The sequence below is a fragment of the Virgibacillus sp. Bac330 genome (assembly GCF_003667845.1).
Lineage (GTDB): Bacteria > Bacillota > Bacilli > Bacillales > Amphibacillaceae > Virgibacillus > Virgibacillus chiguensis.
In genome coordinates this window covers 857658-878714 of the sequence record NZ_CP033048.1, presented here as the reverse complement: position 1 = coordinate 878714, position 21057 = coordinate 857658, and the positions used below count along the sequence as shown (strand labels likewise).

At 36.3% G+C, this 21057-nt stretch carries 22 protein-coding genes; 8 read left to right on the top strand and 14 right to left on the bottom strand.

What is annotated here, in order from left to right:
- Nucleotides 1-74 precede the first annotated feature (74 nt).
- Nucleotides 75-785, top strand: coding sequence for a DUF421 domain-containing protein (locus D9780_RS03855; protein ID WP_240458773.1), 711 nt, complete (start codon nt 75-77; stop codon nt 783-785).
- A 45-nt stretch (nt 786-830) separates the two neighbouring features.
- On the opposite strand, the gene D9780_RS03850 is transcribed toward D9780_RS03855, so the two are convergent.
- From D9780_RS03850 to D9780_RS03840, 3 genes are all read right to left on the bottom strand, one after another.
- Entirely contained in the window at nt 831-1091 is a 261-nt protein-coding gene (locus D9780_RS03850; protein ID WP_121639346.1) for a hypothetical protein, read from the bottom strand.
- Nucleotides 1092-1175: 84 nt separating this feature from the next.
- The gene (locus tag D9780_RS03845) at nt 1176-1379 is read right to left on the bottom strand and encodes a hypothetical protein (protein WP_121639345.1); all 204 of its coding nucleotides are present in this window, start codon (nt 1377-1379) and stop codon (nt 1176-1178) included.
- Between the two features lie 98 nt (nt 1380-1477).
- Entirely contained in the window at nt 1478-1714 is a 237-nt protein-coding gene (locus D9780_RS03840; RefSeq protein ID WP_121639344.1) for a hypothetical protein, read from the bottom strand.
- Between the two features lie 237 nt (nt 1715-1951).
- Between D9780_RS03840 and D9780_RS20945 the strand changes: the two genes are divergently transcribed.
- Entirely contained in the window at nt 1952-2095 is a 144-nt protein-coding gene (locus D9780_RS20945) for a hypothetical protein (protein WP_162985779.1), read from the top strand.
- A 79-nt stretch (nt 2096-2174) separates the two neighbouring features.
- Nucleotides 2175-2633 (top strand): CotY/CotZ family spore coat protein, encoded by a 459-nt coding sequence (locus D9780_RS03835; protein WP_073010817.1) that lies wholly within the window; start codon nt 2175-2177, stop codon nt 2631-2633.
- Nucleotides 2634-2737: 104 nt separating this feature from the next.
- On the opposite strand, the gene D9780_RS03830 is transcribed toward D9780_RS03835, so the two are convergent.
- Nucleotides 2738-3199: a CotO family spore coat protein gene (locus tag D9780_RS03830; protein WP_073010814.1), complete on the bottom strand. Its 462-nt coding sequence runs from the start codon at nt 3197-3199 to the stop codon at nt 2738-2740.
- Nucleotides 3200-3829: 630 nt separating this feature from the next.
- Nucleotides 3830-5215: a magnesium transporter gene (mgtE, locus tag D9780_RS03825; protein ID WP_121639343.1), complete on the bottom strand. Its 1386-nt coding sequence runs from the start codon at nt 5213-5215 to the stop codon at nt 3830-3832.
- A 170-nt stretch (nt 5216-5385) separates the two neighbouring features.
- On the opposite strand from mgtE, the gene prpE reads away from it, so the two are divergent.
- A complete protein-coding gene (gene prpE / locus D9780_RS03820; RefSeq protein WP_121639342.1) occupies nt 5386-6129 on the top strand; it encodes a bis(5'-nucleosyl)-tetraphosphatase PrpE in 744 nt (247 codons plus the stop codon).
- Here the strand turns inward: prpE and D9780_RS03815 are convergent.
- The 3 genes from D9780_RS03815 to D9780_RS03805 all read right to left on the bottom strand — a co-directional run bounded on the left by D9780_RS03815 (nt 6095) and on the right by D9780_RS03805 (nt 8623).
- A complete protein-coding gene (locus D9780_RS03815; RefSeq protein ID WP_121639341.1) occupies nt 6095-6988 on the bottom strand; it encodes an RluA family pseudouridine synthase in 894 nt (297 codons plus the stop codon). The genes prpE and D9780_RS03815 overlap by 35 nt on opposite strands.
- Before the next feature lie 16 nt (nt 6989-7004).
- Nucleotides 7005-7811, bottom strand: a complete 807-nt coding sequence (locus D9780_RS03810; protein ID WP_116277254.1) for an NAD kinase — start codon at nt 7809-7811, stop codon at nt 7005-7007.
- A gap of 203 nt (nt 7812-8014) precedes the next feature.
- Complete coding sequence (locus D9780_RS03805; RefSeq protein ID WP_121639340.1) at nt 8015-8623, bottom strand: GTP diphosphokinase; 609 nt, start codon at nt 8621-8623, stop codon at nt 8015-8017.
- Nucleotides 8624-8784: 161 nt separating this feature from the next.
- On the opposite strand from D9780_RS03805, the gene D9780_RS03800 reads away from it, so the two are divergent.
- From D9780_RS03800 to D9780_RS03790, 3 genes are all read left to right on the top strand, one after another.
- Nucleotides 8785-9351 (top strand): CYTH domain-containing protein, encoded by a 567-nt coding sequence (locus D9780_RS03800; RefSeq protein ID WP_121639339.1) that lies wholly within the window; start codon nt 8785-8787, stop codon nt 9349-9351.
- Nucleotides 9352-9470: 119 nt separating this feature from the next.
- Nucleotides 9471-9854 carry a globin domain-containing protein gene (locus tag D9780_RS03795; protein WP_073010782.1) on the top strand — a complete coding sequence of 128 codons (384 nt, stop codon included), beginning with the start codon at nt 9471-9473 and terminating at the stop codon, nt 9852-9854.
- 17 nt (nt 9855-9871) lie between these two features.
- The gene (locus tag D9780_RS03790; RefSeq protein WP_077703105.1) at nt 9872-10762 is read left to right on the top strand and encodes a ClpXP adapter SpxH family protein; all 891 of its coding nucleotides are present in this window, start codon (nt 9872-9874) and stop codon (nt 10760-10762) included.
- 536 nt (nt 10763-11298) lie between these two features.
- Here D9780_RS03790 and D9780_RS03785 read toward each other — a convergent pair.
- Nucleotides 11299-12582 (bottom strand): IS110 family RNA-guided transposase, encoded by a 1284-nt coding sequence (locus tag D9780_RS03785; protein WP_121639338.1) that lies wholly within the window; start codon nt 12580-12582, stop codon nt 11299-11301.
- Between the two features lie 715 nt (nt 12583-13297).
- Here D9780_RS03785 and D9780_RS03780 point away from each other — a divergent pair.
- A complete protein-coding gene (locus D9780_RS03780; RefSeq protein ID WP_077703104.1) occupies nt 13298-13483 on the top strand; it encodes a hypothetical protein in 186 nt (61 codons plus the stop codon).
- A 95-nt stretch (nt 13484-13578) separates the two neighbouring features.
- Here D9780_RS03780 and ltrA read toward each other — a convergent pair whose 3' ends face one another.
- The 5 genes from ltrA to spxA form a co-directional block, all read right to left on the bottom strand.
- Nucleotides 13579-14841, bottom strand: a complete 1263-nt coding sequence (gene ltrA / locus D9780_RS03775) for a group II intron reverse transcriptase/maturase (RefSeq protein ID WP_121638889.1) — start codon at nt 14839-14841, stop codon at nt 13579-13581.
- 682 nt (nt 14842-15523) lie between these two features.
- Nucleotides 15524-17332, bottom strand: a complete 1809-nt coding sequence (pepF, locus tag D9780_RS03770; protein ID WP_121639337.1) for an oligoendopeptidase F — start codon at nt 17330-17332, stop codon at nt 15524-15526.
- A gap of 159 nt (nt 17333-17491) precedes the next feature.
- Complete coding sequence (locus D9780_RS03765) at nt 17492-18676, bottom strand: competence protein CoiA (RefSeq protein ID WP_121639336.1); 1185 nt, start codon at nt 18674-18676, stop codon at nt 17492-17494.
- Nucleotides 18677-19057: 381 nt separating this feature from the next.
- Nucleotides 19058-19741 (bottom strand): adaptor protein MecA, encoded by a 684-nt coding sequence (mecA, locus tag D9780_RS03760; protein ID WP_121639335.1) that lies wholly within the window; start codon nt 19739-19741, stop codon nt 19058-19060.
- Between the two features lie 516 nt (nt 19742-20257).
- Nucleotides 20258-20653, bottom strand: a complete 396-nt coding sequence (gene spxA / locus D9780_RS03755) for a transcriptional regulator SpxA (protein ID WP_073010767.1) — start codon at nt 20651-20653, stop codon at nt 20258-20260.
- Nucleotides 20654-21057 lie beyond the last annotated feature (404 nt).

The window sequence follows — 21057 nt, the reverse complement described above, 5'->3', positions numbered from 1 at the left end:
TTTATATTATTTTAGTGAATGATTTCCGTACATCAGGTAAACCTAAAACTGATTTGCTCAAGGAGGTCATTCATTTGAATCACTATTGGCTAATGCTCATAGATACCATTTTCGGATTTTTCGCCTTGTTCTTGCTCACAAAATTATTAGGGAAAACGCAAATTACTCAATTAACGCCGTTTGACTTCATATCTGCTTTAATTCTCGGAGAATTAGTAGGAAATGCTTTATTCGATAAAGAAGCAGGTGTCATTGAAATAGCCTTTATGATTATTCTTTGGGGAAGTTTGCTATATATAACAGAGATAACTACACAAAAATTCAAACGTACGCGTAGCTTGTTAGAAGGAGCACCCGATTTTATTATTTATCGTGGCAAGTTAATTAGAGATGTAATGAAGAAAAATAATTTGGATATTAATCAATTACAAAGCCTTTTACGGGCCAAAGATGTTTTTTCCATTCAAGAAGTAGAATTTGCTTTTATGGAGACAAACGGAACCGTATCTGTTATTCTAAAGCCCGCCTATCAAACACCGAATAAGCAAGAGCTTCAAATTTCAACTGAGAAAACGTATTTAGCCACTACGCTAATCAATGATGGAGAAATTATCTATGACAATTTAAAAGAGAAAAATTTGACGGAAGAATGGTTAATCGACCAATTAGAAGCACAACAATATAAACATATAAGCGATGTTTTTTATGCGGAATATAAAAAAGGCGAAGCGTTATTTATTCTTCCTTATGTGAATAGAGAGCATAAAAAATATGATAAGAAGTAATTAGGATTACTTCTCATCATATTCAATAGTCAGTCAAAAAACTTATCATACCTCTACGCTGAACCGATCTCCTTTTTTATAGATTCCACGAAACTTCGATGACACCAAAGCTTCCTGGCGCGTTAACACATACCGATCGTACCCAGCTACATGGAGTCGTTCATATTTTTTGGATAATTGTTGATGCCTACGATCAAGTACGCTTTTAAATGGGCGTTGAACTGGCATTGTATCCTGTTTCTTTACGCTTACTCTTTGGTGATATTGCTGATATTGGTATTGCTTTATTGGCAATATATATCCCATGTACCACCACTCCTTTATAGATATGGAAAGCCTTTTTTTATCTTTCTACTATTATATACCCTATTTCAAAATAATCCATACATTTTACTCTTCTAATTTAGCTCCCATTTCTAATAAAGCATTTTCGATTTGAGCCATTTGCTTTAAAAAAACTTCATTCCAATTAACTATCTCCATTTCCCACTGTTCCGCTTTTTTATCTGGATATTGTAGCCAATTTTCATTTTTCTGCAAATGCTTATTAATAACATCCATATTATGCAACCATTTAGGTTCAATGAAGCGCATACTTTTTACCTCCGACCATGCCAACCGTATCGTTCATATTGCCGTATTACGTGCATCTATACTAGTAACCAAAATTATCTAATGAAGAATTTATTTAATCAAAGCCAAGAAAATGGCGATCTACGCCCATCTTCTCTATGTTCATCATCTTCTCTGTCATAAGAATCTTCTTTTTCGTGATCCTCTTTTTCATTTTCATCGAAAGGACGTCTGCTTGAAGAAAATGGGTCTCTTCTGTGCGGTGGACGGGGCGGTCGCTGAGGTTCAATAAAAACATTATCTGCTTTAATGACGAGATCCTTCACATGAATTACTTGCTTTTTTCTTTCCGACATGTTGTTCACTCCTCTTCAATATAATCGTTATTAGTCTATGTTTCATTTTGAAATCAGTATAGACATTCGCCCGCTTTCTTAGAAAAACTTGGCTTGTCGCCAAGTCTTGGAGAAAGCCTTTGTTGTTCTTATACTATAAATCAAAAAACCTTATACTTTCCTATAGTGATAAAAAACAATTCATTAGAAACCTCCCCTTCTCAAAAGATGTCATTTTGCTTTGCAGGATAAACCGTCATGTGTAACTTTGATTTAATTGCTGTTATCTCCGACTTTGACTTGTTCAGTTTAGGATTTGTCATTCTTAAAGTAGGAGTCTTTCAACATCTTATATCTGAGATAAACGAAGCGATTAATTTCTCTACGCATAATTGGTGGTAATGCCCACACAATCTATACATCCGTACATATCCTAGTAAGGACAAATGAGTCAATCAAAAGTCGAAAGGAGAAATCATTCATGGGCTGTGGAAAAGATTTTGATACAGGAAATTGTGTATGCGATATTTTAAAAGAAATCGCTGATGCGCAAAATGACGTTATAGAAAATTGCTGTGATTCCAGCTGTGAACAATCAATTAACGATCTTCTGGGGGAGACAGATCAAGGCAACGGACTTGATACAGTTCCAGTGATTTTGTACTGCAAAGGAACTTGTAAGCCATTTAAAGGTTATGGAGCTCATCCAAGTAATATCGGTGATATTGTTGCAAGTTTTTATTTTAGGGTGAAGAAAGTAACCAATGATTGCTGTGCAGTAATTGAACTTTTAAGAGATCCTCGTGATGATAAAGAAAATCCTGACAACCCGGTAGAACAAGACACAAAACCTTTACGTGCTACAGGCATTTGTATCACAGTAGACCTAAACTGCTTCTGCCATGTAACATGTCTTCCAGCAATTAATGCTTTAAACTAACTTCCAAATGAACACTGAGACGAAAAAGGTCTCAGTGTTCAAACTTACATCCATTTTATGTAATACATGGCAAGTGGGACTATGCAGTAGCCCCACTCGTATTTTTAAAACCCTAAAAGCTTAATATGCTTAATATCATCCAAACTTACTTTTGCGCTGGCGGAACGATTACCGACTCGAATGTATACATCGTTCCCTTCAGCTCCAGTAATAACACCGCGATATGTTCGTTGATCCGTTTTAATTTCACATTTTAGCTTTGGAGCGTAGCTAGGAGAATTAATAAAATAATCTACTTTTTCTTCAATCGACATGTCTTTAAATTTTTGCTTTTCCTCCGTTTGATTTTGCTTTAACTTTTCTTCCTGCTCATATTCTTCTTTACTATTATAATTTTTGTTAAAAGATGGATGCCTCATCCCCTTTTTTTCCTCCCCGCCATTTGTTGATGTTTCATTTTGCTCCTTTTTCGGAGTTACATACATATGCTGCATTGGGACGTGCATTTGCCCTTCATTCGGTTGATGGATGAAAAGTAATGGTTTTTTTGCATACTTCTTCCCCATTCTTACTTCCCCCCTTCCTTTCTCTTCATTATATGAAAATGCCCAGAAAAATGTGTTGTTCATTTTCTGCATCCGAGAAAAGGTTTATGATCTGAAGATATTTGGATATCGTCAAGTATTTCTGTAGAAAAAAGCCGTTGTTTTGCTTATACTAGAACAAAGGCGCAACCGCCCGATTAGCAACATAGCGACTGGAACGAATCAATGAAGATATAATTTCTTAGACAGTAAAAAAGCTTGTAGAAAAACAATGTGTTTTCTCTACAAGCTGGTAAGAGTTTTTGCATACACAATAACTCCTAAATATTATGCTATATTATTAACCACATAGAACAGAGGCCCGGAGGCGCCAGATTAGCAACGTAGCGAGTGGAGCGAATCAAAGAAAGTTTTAGGAATCTTGCTCCTGCAACAGGAGTATGCCGGCGCCCTCCGGCAAGCCCGTCTTTAGTCGGCCTTCCTATATAAAACGGACCGATGATGACTTACCTTAGGACAATGGAGTGAAGTCGCCTAGTTGCTGGGCGCCTGTGCCGGACGTGGTTAAATAACTTAGTTAGTTTTTCCACAGTTGCTACATTTTATAATTTCCAATAATTTCCTAGACCAGTACAAAAAGCATTTTATGCTCTAGATTAAATACTTCATAAATAGTGTTGCCATACTAAAATAAATGAGAATAGAAATGATATCATTAATTGTTGTAATAAATGGCCCTGAAGCAACAGCAGGGTCAATTTTTATTCGATCCATAAAAATAGGTACTAATGCACCTGCAATTGTAGCTACAAATAAAGTTGCAGCTATGGAAATTCCTACAAGCACTCCTAAATAAATATCATGTTTCCATACATAAATCACAAGGGTAATAAGCAGGCCACAAATAACCCCATTAATAAAGCCTGTACTTGCTTCCCGTAAAACTAACTTCATTTTCCCTTGCTTACCATAATCTCCGTTTGCCAAACCTCGAACTGCAACAGCTAATGCTTGTGTGCCAGAATTACCTGCCATTCCAGCAATTAAAGGTATAAAAATAGCCAAGACTGCTACTTGATTTAACGTCTCTTCAAATCGACCAATAAGGCTTGCAGTAAACATTCCTAAAAACAATAAAATGACTAGCCAAGGTAAACGTTTTTTTACGGAAATTAATGCTGTATCATTAGGTTTATCCATATCTGACACCCCTGCAAGCTTCGAATAATCATCGCTTGCTTCTTCTTCCATAACATCCATAATGTCATCAACGGTAATAATTCCTAATAAATGGTCTTGAAAATCAACAACCGGTAATGCCAAGAAATCATAGTCTCGCATCATTTGAGCAATTTCTTCTTGGTCTTTTCCAGCTGATACAGCAACGACTTTTTCCATCATGATACGTTCTATTTTTGTGTCTTCTGGTGCTACAATTAAATCTCTTAAAGATAACACGCCGACTAAGCGCTTATCTTCATCTAATACATATAAATAATAAATTGTTTCTGCATCAGGCGCTTGCTCCTTTAATTGTTGCATCGTCTGCTTGGCGGTGTTTGTTTTATAAGTAGCGATAAATTCTGTTGTCATGATACTTCCGGCAGTTTTTTCTTCGTAATGTAATAAGTGCTTTATTTCATCTGCTGCGGATGTATCCATAATGGTTAAAAAGCTAGCAATATGATCTTTATCCATTTCGTTCAAAATATCGACAGCGTTATCTGCGGACATCTCCGCTAGCACCATAGACGCAAAGCGAGGATCCATTTCACTAATTAATTCGCGAGTCTGTTCCTCTTCATCGATACTCTCCATGATATCTGCAATCTCTTCTGGAGATAAATAAGTATAGATTTGTAAACGAATTGATTTTTTCTGTTCAATGAAAAACATAGCTTGGTCATAGGAATGCATATCAAGGAATTCGTTACGAAACCCTTCCATATTTTCTCGTTTTAATTGCTGTTGTAATTTTTTCCAATGCTGTTCATACTGCTTTTCATAATCTTTGTCATAACGATGGTTGGTTTCCATACAATCACTTCCTTCTATCCTATTCCATGAAGCTTTTTAAAGCTGGTGAACCCTTTTACTTGGATGGGTGGCAAGGGTTGTTTATAATAAAGAGCAACTTGCACCATCCATATTGTTTAATCACGCACATATCATATCCAAAAACAGCCGACAAATCAAGGAGTGTTTCTATGAAAATAGATGTAATTGGTGATGTTCACGGTTGCTTCGAAGAGTTAGAGCAATTATTTTCCAAATTAGGCTACAAAAAAGAACAGACTATTTATATTCACCCACAACAGCGTGTGCCAGTATTTGTAGGTGATATAACCGACCGGGGGCCACATTCGCTAAACGTAATTACACTCGTATACCATATGGTTGCCCATCAAAAAGCACGATACGTTCCCGGGAACCACTGTAATAAATTATATCGTTATTTTTTAGGTAATAAAGTACAGGTACGACATGGTTTAGAAACAACCGTTGCCGAGTATAAGCGTTGTTCTAAAGAAGAGCAAGCTATTATTCGCCAGCGATTCATGACGTTATATGAGCAAGCGCCATTATATTTACAAATTCCAACATGTAATGCGATTATTTCGCATGCAGGTATCAAAGAAAGCTATGTCGGAAGAACGGATAAAAAAGTAACATCATTTGTTTTATATGGAGATACAACTGGTGAATTTCATGCTGATGGAAGACCGGTACGTCGTGATTGGGCGGCATATTATCGAGGAGATAAATGGATCATTTATGGGCATACACCCGTGTTGCAGCCAAGATTTTTAAATAAAACAGTAAACATTGACACTGGCTGTGTATTCGGAAATCAATTGACTGCATTTTCTCTCCCTGAAGAAAGGATAACGGCTGTTCCTTCCAAACAGCCATTTGTCAAAGAGAAGTTTTCAACTTACGAAGCGCATTAACCATATCGAATGGCAAATCTACTGAAAAGCACAATGTTTGTTTTGTAATGGGATGTGGAAATGTTAACGCATAGCAGTGCAAAGCTTGACGCTGTATGACGCTAACATCACCTCCGTATAATGAATCACCATATAGCGGGTGTCCTATACTAGAGAAATGAACACGAATTTGATGCGTTCTTCCTGTTTCTAAATGAACGGTGACAAAAGAGCAGTCTGTTAAATTACATTCTACATGATAATGAGTAATGGCTCGTTTTCCATCTTCTCGTATTTCCCGTTCAATAATGGAATCTTCTTTTCTCCCGATTGGCGCATCGATTGTACCCGAAGTCTTGCTTAAAGCCCCAGCTATAATCGCTTGGTATTTTCGTTTTAATTCACCTGCTTGCTGAGATGTGGATAAAACGGAGTGACTGTATCGATGCTTAGCAACTAACATTAGTCCAGAAGTATCCTTATCTAACCTTGTCACGATATGAACCGTAGAAGCACTATTTTGCTGCTCATAATGGGCTAGTAACCCATTAGCTATCGTACCTGTAGGATATTGGTAAGATGGAAGAACTGCTACGCCTGCCTGTTTATCGAGTACAATGATATCTTTGTCTTCATAAATAATCGAAAGGGGGACTTCTCCTGGAACCATAAAATTCCCCTTTTTTTCTATCGGCAATGTAATCTCCACTTCGTCTCCTTCTTTTAATACATAACGAACAGATTGTTCCACATTATTTACTAAAATGAGGCCGCCCTCAAATTTAATTGCTTTTAAAATTCGTCTAGATACTCCTTGAACTTGGCGAATGTAATCACGAAGAAGCATTCCTTCATGCTGTTGCTTAATAATCCATTTCATAATATTCACTTTCCTGTTATCTATTATTTTCATCTGCAATAAATGATTCACGTACTCTTTTCCAAAAAGGAAATTGGCGAAAGCGAGCAAAGCGAATACGTTCTTCAGCAACACGACATTGAATTGATTTCACATTCGCATAGTTTGTAGTAAAATGATCAATCGCTATAAGAAAACTTCGATCAACAACAGGCTTCAATAAACATGTGTGGTGCTTAGGTAAGATGAGTGGTGATCCAATGGTCCGAAAAACTCGATTATTAATGGATGCCATCTCGGTTAATTGAATGGCATCAATAGAAGGGTGAATAATGCCACCGCCTAGTGCTTTATTATATGCCGTACTACCCGACGGCGTGGAGATACATAAACCATCACCACGAAATGTTTCAAAGTGTTCACCTTTAATTTCAACATCAAACACAACAGAACCATCAGCTGTTTTAATTGTAGCTTCGTTTAAAGCTAAAAAACGATCTTCAATTCCTCCTGACTTCCCTCGAATAATCACTTCTAATAACGGATATTCAACAATTTGAAATGGCGTTTTCGCAATTTCTATGATTAGCTTCTCTACTTCATCCGGAACCCAGTCAGCATAAAATCCCAGATGGCCAGTATGTATCCCAATAAACGCTGTTTCATTTAACCGCTGTAAATAAGTGTGAAAAGCTTCTAGAAATGTACCATCCCCACCAACAGATATGACTAAATCAGGCTCATTTTGATTATATTCTAATTGAAAATCCGTTAAATATTGCTTTATTGTTGCCTTTATTTGTTCGGAACGCTCATCGCCTTTAGATACGATTGCAAATTTCATGATTGCCTCCTCCTTTCATTTCTCTATGTCAGAAAATTATTGTGCTAGATGCGTAAGCTATGAAGTTCTATCACACGAAAGCGTTTTGTATGAAGAACTTATCTATAAAAAATCTTGTTGGGTTAAAACATTTTCATATTAGAAGATGAAAAGATTAAATGCAGTTCTACTAAGAGGTTGTTCAAAACGTTACATGAACTAGACTATTTTCGATGAAACATCTTTTGTGCTTCTTGAACTTCATATTTGATTTTTGACATTTCCTCATCTAGCTTAAAAGCAGCTTCTGCAGCGTTTTGTAATCGTACTTTTATGTTTGCTGGTATACGACCTCTATATTTATAGTTTAGAGAATGCTCATTTGTAGCCCAAAAGTTCATCGCTAACGTTCGAATTTGAATTTCTGCTAGCAGTTTTTTCATCCCAGACACTGTTTCTACTGGGTATTCAATAATGAGGTGATAGGAACGGTAGCCACTTTCTTTTTTCTGAGAAACATAATCTTTTTCTTCAACAATTGTTAAATCATTTCTTGCACGGATCATTTCTACTACAGTGTAAATGTCATCCACAAATTGACAAACAACCCTTACTCCAGCAATATCTTGAATTTCACTTTCTATATGCTCTAATGAGATTTTTCGGCTTTCAGCTTTTTCTATAATGCTTGGAACTGGCTTCACACGACCAGTTATAAATTCTATTGGTGAATGTTCAGACTCATATTCAAATTGCTTACGTATTCCTTTTAATTTAACTTTTAATTCTTCTACAACTTGGGCATATGGCGCAAGTATAGATTGCCATTTCACATTAAACACCACCTGATAAGTTAAAATCAAGTTATATAGTTAGTTCGTCAAGACTCTACTATTGTACCATAAAATAGAAGAACAATAATCTTTGCAAATTCATTTCAGATTAGCGATAATCAATGATAGCAGAACTTGGTTATTACAAGAGGGGGGCAGGCATGACACAAGAAATAGAAATTGAATTTAAAAATTTATTAACTTCCGATGAGTATCATACACTGTTAGACGAACTTCCATTCCCTAAAAAAGCTGTGACTCAAACCAATTTTTATTTTGAAACAAAGGATCATACTTTGCAAGGATTAGGAAGTGCATTACGAATCAGACAAAAAGACAACCAATATCAACTAACGTTAAAACAGCCGCATCCTAATGGTTTATTAGAGACACACGATAAGCTAACAAAAAAAGAAGCGGAAGCGTGTATGCAGGGAAAAATGGTTGTAAAAGAAGCAACTGCAAAACAGTTAAATGAACTAGGTGTAGACATTGGTTCCCTCATGTGCCTTGGTAGTTTAACTACTGAACGAAGAGAATTACAATATCAAAATGTTCTTCTTGTTTTAGATTTCAGTACGTATAACGGAATGTCAGACTACGAACTGGAACTAGAAGCAACATCTTATGAATCAGGACATATTTTTTTCAACCATGTATTAAATAAGTTTTCAATCCCAAAACGCCATACACCAAATAAAATTGAGCGGTTTTTTAAAAGTAACTAAATACAATCAACTTCTCTATTATTATTGTTTTTACTATTTTTAGAGCTTGGATAATCAGATTATTTGCCCAACAAGCCTTCCGTTGCTACAATATATAGAAACTGGTAAGGGGAGTACACATGAGGAACCAGACAAATTCTATCTTTGAAGCAATTGGCGGATTACCTGTTGTAGAAAAGCTTGTCGAAGCTTTCTATACAAGAGTGAGCAAGCATCCCGATTTAATTCCTATATTTCCAGAAGATTTAACAGAAACGATTCATAAACAGAAATTGTTCCTCACGCAATTTTTTGGCGGACCGCCTTTGTACGCAGAAGAAAGAGGCCATCCAATGTTACGCAGAAGACATTTACCTTTTGCAATTACACCAACACGAAAGGATGCTTGGCTTACATGTATGGCAAATGCGCTTATCGAAGCAGAAATCGAAGAACCATATCGTACAGCTATATTTGAAAAACTAACCTTAACTGCAAACCACATGATGAACACGCCAGATTAGGAGAAAGGAGAATCGGTGTGAGTTGGGAATATTCTGGAGCAGATTCCTTGTATCAAAACACATCGGAAAAATATAGCTATTTTGATTTTGTTCAGAAACCTATAGAAATCTACGTCTTTATCGACCCATTATGTCCTGAATGTTGGGCGCTTGAACCTTTTTTAAAGAAACTTTCTACAGAATATGGACGTTTTTTCACTATTCGTCCAATCATTAGTGGTTATTTAAATTTATTAAACCAAGAATCTTTTGAACGTCCACGTAACATAAAGGAATTGTGGGAAAAAACAGCAAAACGGACTGGCATGTGCTGTGATGGAGATCTATGGGAAGAGAATCCTGTCTCCAGTCCATGGATTGCTTCTTTAGCTATTAAAGCGGCAGAATTACAAGGAAAAAAAGCTGGAAAAATGTTTTTACGTAAAATTCGTGAAAATGCATTCTTATATAAACAAGATATTTCGAAAGAGTCTGCTCTTTTAACCTGTGCAGAGGAAGCTAATTTAGATGTGAATGAGTTTATATCTGATCTTTATTCCAAGTCAGCAAAAAAAGCACTTCAATCAGACGTAAAGCTAACACAAGAAATGCAAGTTGAATATATTCCAACGATTGTTTTTTTTAATCAATTTACAGAAGAACAAGGAATTAAAATTTCTGGACTTTATCCATATGATATTTATTTACGTGTTCTAAGAGAAATATTGCAAAAACAAGCAATTCCTTCTGAAAAACCGATGTTGGAAGATTTCCTTTCTTACTACAAAACCGTAAGCACCACAGAAATTGCAGTCGTTTATGACTGGTCACAGGCTAAAACAGAGCGAGAAATGAAAAAATTGCAATTAAGACAAAAGGTCAAATGTATACCAGTGAAACATGGGAATTTTTGGGTCTACCAAGAATAGTCCTTTTTCCGCATTGCATGTCACACTTATTGCATGACTATTTAGCAAAAATTGGCTATCACAAAATCTTTATGACGAAAACTGTAGTTTCTCTTATACTATAAACCAAAAAAATCTTATACTCCCTCTATATACTAACGTTTTCTCTTGTTTTCTTTGTTTTTCTTAGAATTTCATTTTATTTTTTACTCATTAACGATATTTAAGACCGTGTAAGCATAATTTTTAATGTAGAAGGGTGCACTTAATAAGCCATCCTTCTCTTTTTGAAAAAAATGGGAATTTTCACTGCTATGATCGCACCTTCTCATCCCACAATACTCATGGTGACAAACCCTCCCACATCTCACAGCGTCTTCGCGCATACATTCCTTCGTTCGGTCTATCCATGAAGTGGGGCCGGCGTTGCTTTCCTACAGGGTCATTGCCCGATTGTATAAAAATTGCCGGCTGCTCCGTGCTTCCATTGTTATCTCGTATTTGTATAAAATGAACTTCTTAAAAAACGTCTAAACGGAGGTTTCGTTATTACTTAGTTAAGCTGCATTCTGTAAGCGAAAATGCGGAATATCACGTAACATTTTTTCTGGACTAAAGGCTACTTGTTGTTTACCTACTTTAAATAATATTCGAATTAATTTACAACACAGTGCTATTAATGATTGTTTCTTCTTCAGCGGGTTTTCTTTCCTTGTTGTAAAATACGCATGCATTGCTTTAAATGCAGGATTGTGATTTACCAATGGCAGGATCACTTTAAACAACAGAGCGCGTAGCTTTGGTCGGCCCCTCTTGGTAATGACCGTTTTTCCTTGCCACTTTCCTGATGTTGCTAGTTTGAGATTTAAACCTGCTAATTTAATAATTTGCTCCGGATGGCTATAATTATGGAGATCGCCGACTTCTGCCAGAAATGCAGCGATTGTGACGTCACCTACGCCTTTTATAGCTGCCATTTCCTGTACACCAGGAATCCTACTCGTAAGCCCCTCTATCATTTCCCACAATTCATTTATCTTTTCATGAAGGAGCGTATACTGATCCATTAATGTTTGAATCTTTAGTTTCGCCATGGTTTTTCCTTCTTGGATACCAATGGAATGGCGAGCAGCTTCTTTCAATTGTCTTACTTTTTTTAAGCCAACTCCTCTTTTTACCTCTTTTCGAATTTCTGACAGGATTTCCATTTCATCTTTTTGAGAGATTTCATCTGGAAACAAACCCATTTTTAAAACCTGTAAAGAAGATTGCCCTTCCCAGTTCGTAAAGACAGTCGTGTATTCTGGAAAATACCTGTCTATCCATTGGTGGACGCGTCCTTGTACTGCCTGCAGGTCTTTTCGTAATTGGTCATACATATTCATGCCTTCTCGGAGATCTGCATAGATCCCTTCTGGTAGATGCGGTTCAGAATAACGTCCATCTTGAATTAAGCGTGAAATGACTCTGGCATCTTTTACATCATTTTTTGTTGGGGAATTGTCATCCAGCTCTTTTGATTTTTTTACATGTGCTGGATTTACTACGACTACTTTCAGTTGCTTTTCCATTAGCCAATAGGCCAAAGGAAGCCAATAGTGCCCCGTTGGCTCCATACCAATAATAAAATCGGATTTCTCTTGTTGTATGGCTAATTCATCCATCCAATGAATGAACGTTTGGAAGCCTTCCAACGCGTTTTCAAAGTATAGCGGCTTTCCAAATTGAACCCCGCGGAAATCTTGTGCGCGAGCAACATGTTTATTCTTGGCGATGTCGACCCCAATAATTAAAGATTTGTCTGTCAGTTGTAATATCTTCTCATTTTGTTTATAATTCATGTTAGTCCTCCTTGGTTCATTTTAAGGGTCCAGTTTTGCTCAACAGCATTGGACACCTCGTATCATACCAAGGGGGCTTTTTTAGTTCAATCCTCATTTTGCTTTATTACAGGAATGCTTTTCTATAGTGCAAAAAAGCCTTATTATAGGGCTTTTATTTTTTTACTCTGAGAACGGTCGTCCTTCCCCCTATAGTATAAACCAAATACTTTCCCTATCATGTAAAAAATTTTATAGATAAACTTCGCTTACCACCAATCTTGCACCTAATTTTATAAATTTTTATACAAAGAAAGAAGGATATGCGGGGCAGCGCATATCCTTCTTTTCTCTTTGTAATAACAAAGGGGGATGGGAGAAAGTTTCATGATCAAACAAAGGGGTTTTGTTTGTATCTAACTTACATTCTAAATATACCAAGTAATACGCTTAGATGCAATAGTTATGTGCATTGATTCACAAAAATGTCAATAATAAAAGCGTTTTCTTAAATCGTTTCCCGTGCAAGCCCTACAAAGACAAGTGCGTTGCAAATATCTTCCTCACATTTTTTAGAAAAACTTCCTTTTTGCGAGATCTTATGGCGAAAGCCTTTGTTGTTCTTATACTATGAACCAAAAAAATCTTTATACTTTCCTATAGTGTAAAATAAAAGTTTAACAAAATAGGAATAATGCAAACAAATAGTTAATATTTTGTAGAGAGAGGTGATTATATGAAAACATTCGTTCAACCCATTCTTTTTTTAATTTTAACTGCTGTTGCTTTTATTTTAAATATTTTAGGGCTCATGCAAGTTATGCCTCTTTATATAACATTACCATTATTGTTTATTTCCATTTATCTAACCATTTATTCCTTCGTTTATAAACGAACGTATCGCGGACGAGGTATACGCTAGAATGCCCTATGTTTTAATAAATCGAGTAGGAGGGGGCGACTAACCCCCGACCTCTCACACCACCGTACGTACGGTTCCGTATACGGCGGTTTCATTTAAGTCCAACGCATCGTTTGATATCGTTTATGTAGACTCTTTAAGCCTAGGTTTGACCAGTATCGATCACCTAATGCTCTATGTAAGATCGGACTTTTAGCTATACGCCAATAAGCCTTTCTCGTGTTTGCCCACTCCCATGCTTTTCCTTTACTAATTCCAAGTTTTATTAAATTCTTGTATTTTGTTTTGACTTTCTTCCATTCTTTCCAGCGTATCATTCGCATCCTTCTTCGAATCCAGCTATCCAAAACTTCAAATATAGAGGGCGTCTCTGCTAGCTGATAGTAGCCTAGCCAACCTACTAAGTATCGATTTAGCTTTGCGATTCTATCCTGCATATTCATAGACTTCTTTCTTGAGGTTAGTTCTCTGACACGCTGTTTAAAGCGTTTGATACTTTCTTTAGAAACCCGAATCTTTGGGTTCTCTTTATGGAATGTGAAAGAAAATCCTAGGAATTTACGCTTCCATGGGCGGTCTACTGCACTTTTCTGTTCATTTACTTTTAATTTGAGTTTTCCTTCGATAAATGTAGTGATACTTTTCATCACTCGCGATCCCGCTCTCCTCGATTGAACATATATGTTACAGTCGTCCGCATAACGGACGAAATGGAGCCCCCTTCGCTCTAATTCTTTATCTAGCTCATCTAAAACGATGTTGGATAGCAACGGACTTAATGGTCCGCCTTGAGGGGCTCCTTCTGTGTTTGGTTGAACGATTCCGTCCTCCATAATGCCAGCTTGGAGATACCTACGTATAAGTTTAAGTACTCTCGGATCTTTGACCTTTTGGCTCAGTTTCCTCATTAATCGGTCGTGATGTACTTTATCAAAGAATTTCTCTAAATCCATGTCTATAACCCAGCGATAGCCATCTTTCATATAGCTTCTCGCTTTCCTAACCGCGTCATGTCCTCGTCTGTTTGGGCGAAAACCATAACTATGTTCAGAAAATGTTGCGTCATAGATGGTTGTTAGAACTTGTGCGATTGCTTGTTGGATGAAACGGTCTAGCACGGTAGGAATTCCTAGCTTCCTCACTCCGCCGTTTGGTTTCGGGATTTCGACACGGCGAACGGGTTGAGGATAGTAGGTACCTGATTCGAGTTGTTCTCGAACGGAAGCCCAGTGTTCCATGAGATGCGCTCGTAGGTTTTGTACGGGCATTTCATCCACACCGTGGCTTCCTTTGTTACGTTCGACACGTTTCAGTGCACATATTAAGTTTTCTCGTGATAGAATGCTTTCCAACATGATATCTAACTCCTACGTGAATGGCTCTTTCTTCTTGTGTGGCAATTTCTCTCAGCCCTTCTAGTGTCCCCCACGGGATTCACCGCTTCCTTCACTAGGAAGGTTTTCTTGTTTCTGCTTCATCAAGTATTGCGTACTCCGAAGCGACCATTCTTCTTCAATGATTCAGCCCTTCCTAGAAATATCTAGTACTACGGCTTCGGCTGACTTCTGACAGTTCAGCGAACACTTACATGTTCGGTTACGGCGTGTGCACCGCTTTTCTGTCAGATCTCCCGGGGTAAGCACACATTCTTCCTCTCCATATCCCCACTTCATTTACTCTGTGTACCCTTTGGCAGTAAGGACTTTGACTTGTTGTGCAGTCTCATCCAAGTACACCTAGCCTTCTATGAAGTTCGTGTTCCTAAGGGCGGAGATTTGCCGCCGACTTCCTTCAGATTCTGGGTCACCCCAGACACCCTTGTCTTAGGCTAACCACTACTACTGCCTTCGTGGTTCGGGACTCGAACCCTAGAGAATGTGTGCATGCCTGGCACACACAAAAAAGCAGGATGTTTTTAGCATCTTGCTTTTTTGTTACACTATAAAAAAACATATAGTTTTTAGGCTTTATCGTATAAGCAAAATGAGGCTTTCGCCATAAGAATTGGCGACAAGCCGTGATCTTAATGGGATAAACAGATTACTTAAGCAGACCTTCTAATTGCTCCAGTTTTTCAGCAAACACATCTAATGCATCCAAAATCGTTTGTTTACTATTCATATCTACGCCAGCTTTTTGCAATACTTCAATCGGGTACTCGCTACTACCTGCTTTTAGAAAATCCGTATAACGTTCCACAGCTCCATCGCCTTCTGTTAAAATTTGCTGCGCTAAGGCCGTTGCTGCTGAATATCCTGTTGCATACTGATATACATAATAATTGTAATAGAAGTGAGGGATTCGCGCCCATTCCAGACCAATTTCTTCATCAGAAATAACATCATCACCATAATATTTTTTATTCAAATCATAATACAATTCAGTAAGCTTTTCTGCAGTTAGAGCTTCTCCTTGCTGTTGCTTTACATGGATCATATGTTCAAACTCAGCAAACATCGTTTGACGAAATACAGTTCCTCTAAATCCTTCTAGAAAATGATTTAATACGTATAGCTTTTGTTTTTCATCTGTTAGATTTTTTAATAAGTAATCATTTAACAATGCTTCATTGCATGTAGAAGCAACCTCCGCAACAAAAATAGAGTAGTTTCCATAGCGATAAGGTTGGTTATTTCGCGTATAGTAGCTATGAACAGAATGCCCCAGCTCATGAGCTAAAGTAAACATATCATTTACATTATCCTGCCAATTCAGCAGAATGTAAGGATTCGTTCCATAAGCACCTGAAGAATAAGCCCCACTGCGTTTTCCTTTATTTTCTTCCACATCAATCCATCGATTATTATACGCTTCTTTTACAATATTTAAATAACCCTCTCCTAATGGAGCAAGGCCTTCAAGCACATATTGCTGCGCTTTTTCATAGGTGATTTCCATATCAACATCACGAACAAGCGGTGTATAAATATCGTACATATGCAATTCATCTAATTCCAACACTTTTTTACGCAATTGAATATATCGATGCAGTAACGGAAGACGTTCATTAACTGCTTCAACTAAATTATCATACACTTTCTCCGGAATATGATTATTATCAAGCGCGGCTTGTCTAGCAGATTCGTAATTTCTTACTTTGGCAACAAAGTTATCTTTTTTAATATTTCCACTCAATGTCGACGCAAATGTGTTTTTAAACGCACCGTACGTTTCATACATTGCTTGAAAAGCTGCCTTCCGTACAGAACGATCTTGTGATTCCATAAAGCGAATATATCTACCATGTGTAACGTCTACTTCTTCTCCGTCTTCATCCTTAATTGATGGAAACGTTAAATCTGCATTGTTTAACATACCAAATGTCTGAGAAGCAGTTCCTAACGACTCTGAAGCTTCAGCTAAAATCGCCTCTTCGCGCTTATTTAGAATATGCGGTCGCTGACGAGTGATTTCATCCAATGTTTTTTGATAACCTTGCAAACCTTCTTCTTCTTGCATAAACTGCTTTAAAGTAGCTTCGTTAATTTCTAAAATCTCTGGTACAATATAGCTCATTTTACTAGATGCAACCGTAATAACGTTCTCTGCTTGTGCATTTATCCGCTGATAAAATGAATTTGTCGTATCCTGATCATAACGCATATGTGCATATGTAAAGAGCTTGCCTAACCGTTCCGATAATTGATCCTGAAGCTTTAACACTTCATAAAGGTTTTTCGCAGAGGAACCTAATAAGCCTTGGTAATTTTCAATTTCTGGAATAGCTTTCTGCAAATCTGCTAATTCCTGTTCCCATGCTTCATCCGTTTCAAAAATATCCTCTAACCTCCATGTTAATTCAACAGGGAGTTCTGTTCTTTTAGGTAGTTCTTTATTAGCTTTTGCCATTTCCTTAACCTCCTCATTGTTCCTTAATAGGATACATTAAATTGTTCCCACTATAAAGATTTTCGCTTTTCAATAGCTTTTTCCTGTTCCAAATTTCTTTTTCAGAACGATTATACGATTTTTTCTATAGGAAAAAAATATTTTGTTATTTAGTATACATTATTTTGGAAGAAACATGCTTATTTGTTTCAATTTGTGGAGGAGATGTCTATCAGCAATCACTGCTTCATCTATTGTTTTAGGAAAATAAATCTCCGTTTGTTTCCTAAAAGTGATTGTAGACTGTTGGCTAAACATTTGTAGTTGCTTGAGGAGTAGCATATATTCATATAATGGATTGAATGTATTACAGGTTAAAGGAAATTCACTTGTTGTATTCACCTTAGGGATTCTTTTATAAGAATCGATATTTATCGTCTCACCAATTTGAAGTAAAGCTAATTTTTCTAATACAAAGCTACTTTGCCACTCCCATAGCGGCTTGTTCATGAAAAGCTGGGATTGAATTGGAAGATAAATAATAGAAGGAAGGTTATGAAGATATACGTTTTTGCTGTAGAGCCATTTGTGCCATTGAAGCTGTTGAATAGAAAGTTTATGACGTTGTTTTGTACGAAAAATTAATTTTTCTCGCTCCCATAGCGTATACAAATTTTCACTAGTAAATAATTTATGATCAAACAAATTTAAAAATGAAAATTGATTTAATTTGGAATTTATAAAGTTGGTAATAGCTAATTGTTTGGAAGTCATATAAATATCGTGGGCAATAATGAATTGATTTGCTACTGGACAGAAGAAGAAAATTCGTGGTGAGAGTTGAGCGGAAAACTGGTGGATAAAAGACTGAACGAAAGTATTTATGCGCAATTTATGCGCGCTTTTTCGTTTTAACTGGTTTGCCCCTAATATCCATAATGGGTATATACCAACCGAACGATAACCTTCTGTTCGAGCTTTTAGAAGTTCCCTAGAAATAGTTGCACATTGATACTCGATTGCTATCCGCTTTTTTCCAATATGGAGAAGTAAATCTGGACGCTGTTTAATTTCTTTAATATACGATTCTAATTCAACTGCTAGATTCTGTTTAGTCAACCAATTAAAAAGTAACATTTTTCCTCGTTCATGATACAGTCCCTCACCTTCTTCTACTGCGTGACAATTTGGATTGGAATAGTGCGCAAAATGAGGAATTACCTTTTTACCAGAACGTATAAAAACGGCGCCTTTGCAAATCGGGCAAAAAAAAGATTGCACGTTTTTTTTCATATTAACTATTTCCCGGTAAGTATTTGTAAATAATGTTATTGTGTTACCATGCTTGTCCATAGCTTGTAGCATGAAAAACCTCCTCTTCTATTTGATATGTTATTGTTGTTTATTTATTTGCTTGAAAATGTAACACAGACTCATGTTTCCATCCACAAAGAGGCTGTTGATTTGAACAAGAAATCCTATTCCTTTAGTGACGGCAGAATTTTCGACTGCTTATTAATATGGACAGGCTTTATTTATTGGACACTTATCTCAAGTCGATGGTTAAAAGATTTTATCAATAAGGACTCGTCAAAAATACCATTTAACGCGTAAAGTATTTCTGATAGCATTGTTAAAGCAGAAAGCACTTATAGAATAAATCCTCGTTTAATGAAAGAATGCAAAAAAGGAAAGTGAAGGCGGGGGATATGAATAAATAAAACGCAGGCACTCTATACAGAGTGCCTATATGTTTGCAGGGAAATAGGCTCTAATATTCGAGAATGTGTTTTGTTCAAAAATAATTTTTCCATATTCAGACAGCACATGATTCGTAATATCTGTATCATTACCAAATTCAAAAACTTTACTAATCATGTTCTCTTGTTCTTCTTCTTCTATTTCATCTTCCAAAAATTCCATATATAAATAATAGGTATCGTTATAATGGTATAAGGTTTCTACAGTCCCGAAATCGTCATTTATAAAATAGTGACTTAACTGGATAACATCTTCAAAATCTTTGAAGCTAGCAATAATCCAAAGGTTCTCATCATTGTATTGCTCGTTATCTTCTTCATCTTCTTTACTAAATTTGTCCTCAAGCATATTTTCAATTTTCTTGTCCACTGGAAAATCTACTGCATTTCCTTCATCTGTTTGCAATTCTATATTATCACCATTTTTGGAAATATGAGCCTTCGTAACAATGATTTCAAGCCCCTTTTCCAAAGCTTGAACTTGAATCCATAATGGACCATCAACATTAAAATCTTCTTTATAATTTACTTCATCCATCATTTGCCAAAACAGTTGTTCGCTTCGTTCTCTGTTGTACCAAATCTCCTCGCGTTCAAAACCACGATCTTCAATATCCATATATGAAATGTAAAACTTAACTGTATTCTCATTTATTCTTTCTATTTCCATTTTTTTCTCCCCCTTCTTTTTTTGGTAGGTGGAAGATACAGTCTCACCACTTGTAACTTACCTGGACAATACCCTTATTTGTTCATTCTTAACCTTATTTTTCAACATTATGAATCTCGCCTTTATTTGTCACCGAATCTAAAATAAGGTACATTCACTTAATCATATTGTATGATATGAAGAAGGGATTTGGAAACATATATGCCTATTTAATTAGTAACATATTTTAACCTATAATGAAAGATTTGTCACGCTATTTTTTTTGACGATTTTAGGAAATAATAAAGGTTACCAAATACATTAGATAAATTGAACTTTATGAGTGGGATTTTCTTTTATCCACACTAATCTAACGTATCCCAAGGCAGCTTACAATGATTGATACGGGCGTTACAGCTCTTTGTATCCAAAAATTAAATTTCAACGCAAAAAACACAGCACCACTGGCCTGGTCTGTGTTTTTTATATTATCCATATAACTCTGTGTTCTGCAATTATTATCTTGTTACTTCAAGATTAATTAACCATTTTTTGCGCTTCCCGTAATTGAAAGGTACGAACAGTTCTTGGAAGAAAACGACGGATTTCGTCTTCATTATAACCAACTTGTAGACGTTTTTCATCTAAAATAATTGGCCTTCTTAAAAGCCCAGGGTTCTTTTGAATCAAATTAAAGAGATCCTTCATTGGTAGTTGGTCAATATTTACTTCTAATTTTTGAAATACTTTTGACCGAGTTGAAATAATTTCATCTGTACCATTTTCAGTCATACGCAGGATTTCCTTTATTTCATCCAATGTTAACGGTTCAGAAAATATATTACGCTCCGTAAACGGGATATTGTGTTCTTCCAACCATGCTTTAGCTTTCCTACACGATGTACAACTTGGTGAGGTATAAAGTGTAACCATCAAAAACTTCACTCCTCATTCTAAATAGTTTATTCCTTTATAAACTTTGAATGTTTTATCAAATAAAAATAAGTTTAAATTACCTTATATGTAGATTATACTACAAATGTCAAGCGAAAGGTAGAGGATTTTTGAGAAATTATTAGATTTTATACTTTTTTATTACGTTTATTTTACCGCTTAATTGTAAGTTACCCATAATTGTTCTTATTTAAACCTGTTATTTGATAAAATACACTTTTTTCACTAAAAAATTAAATATTGATGACTACGTAGGCGCAATTTGAGTCCATGGACTTTACCGTATTTGGGGGGGCACTTGCAGTTGGTTTTTTTCAACTTCTTCTGGGTTCATTAACGGCCATAGTCTAACCTAACTCGGCGTTCGAACGCTTGATGTCATT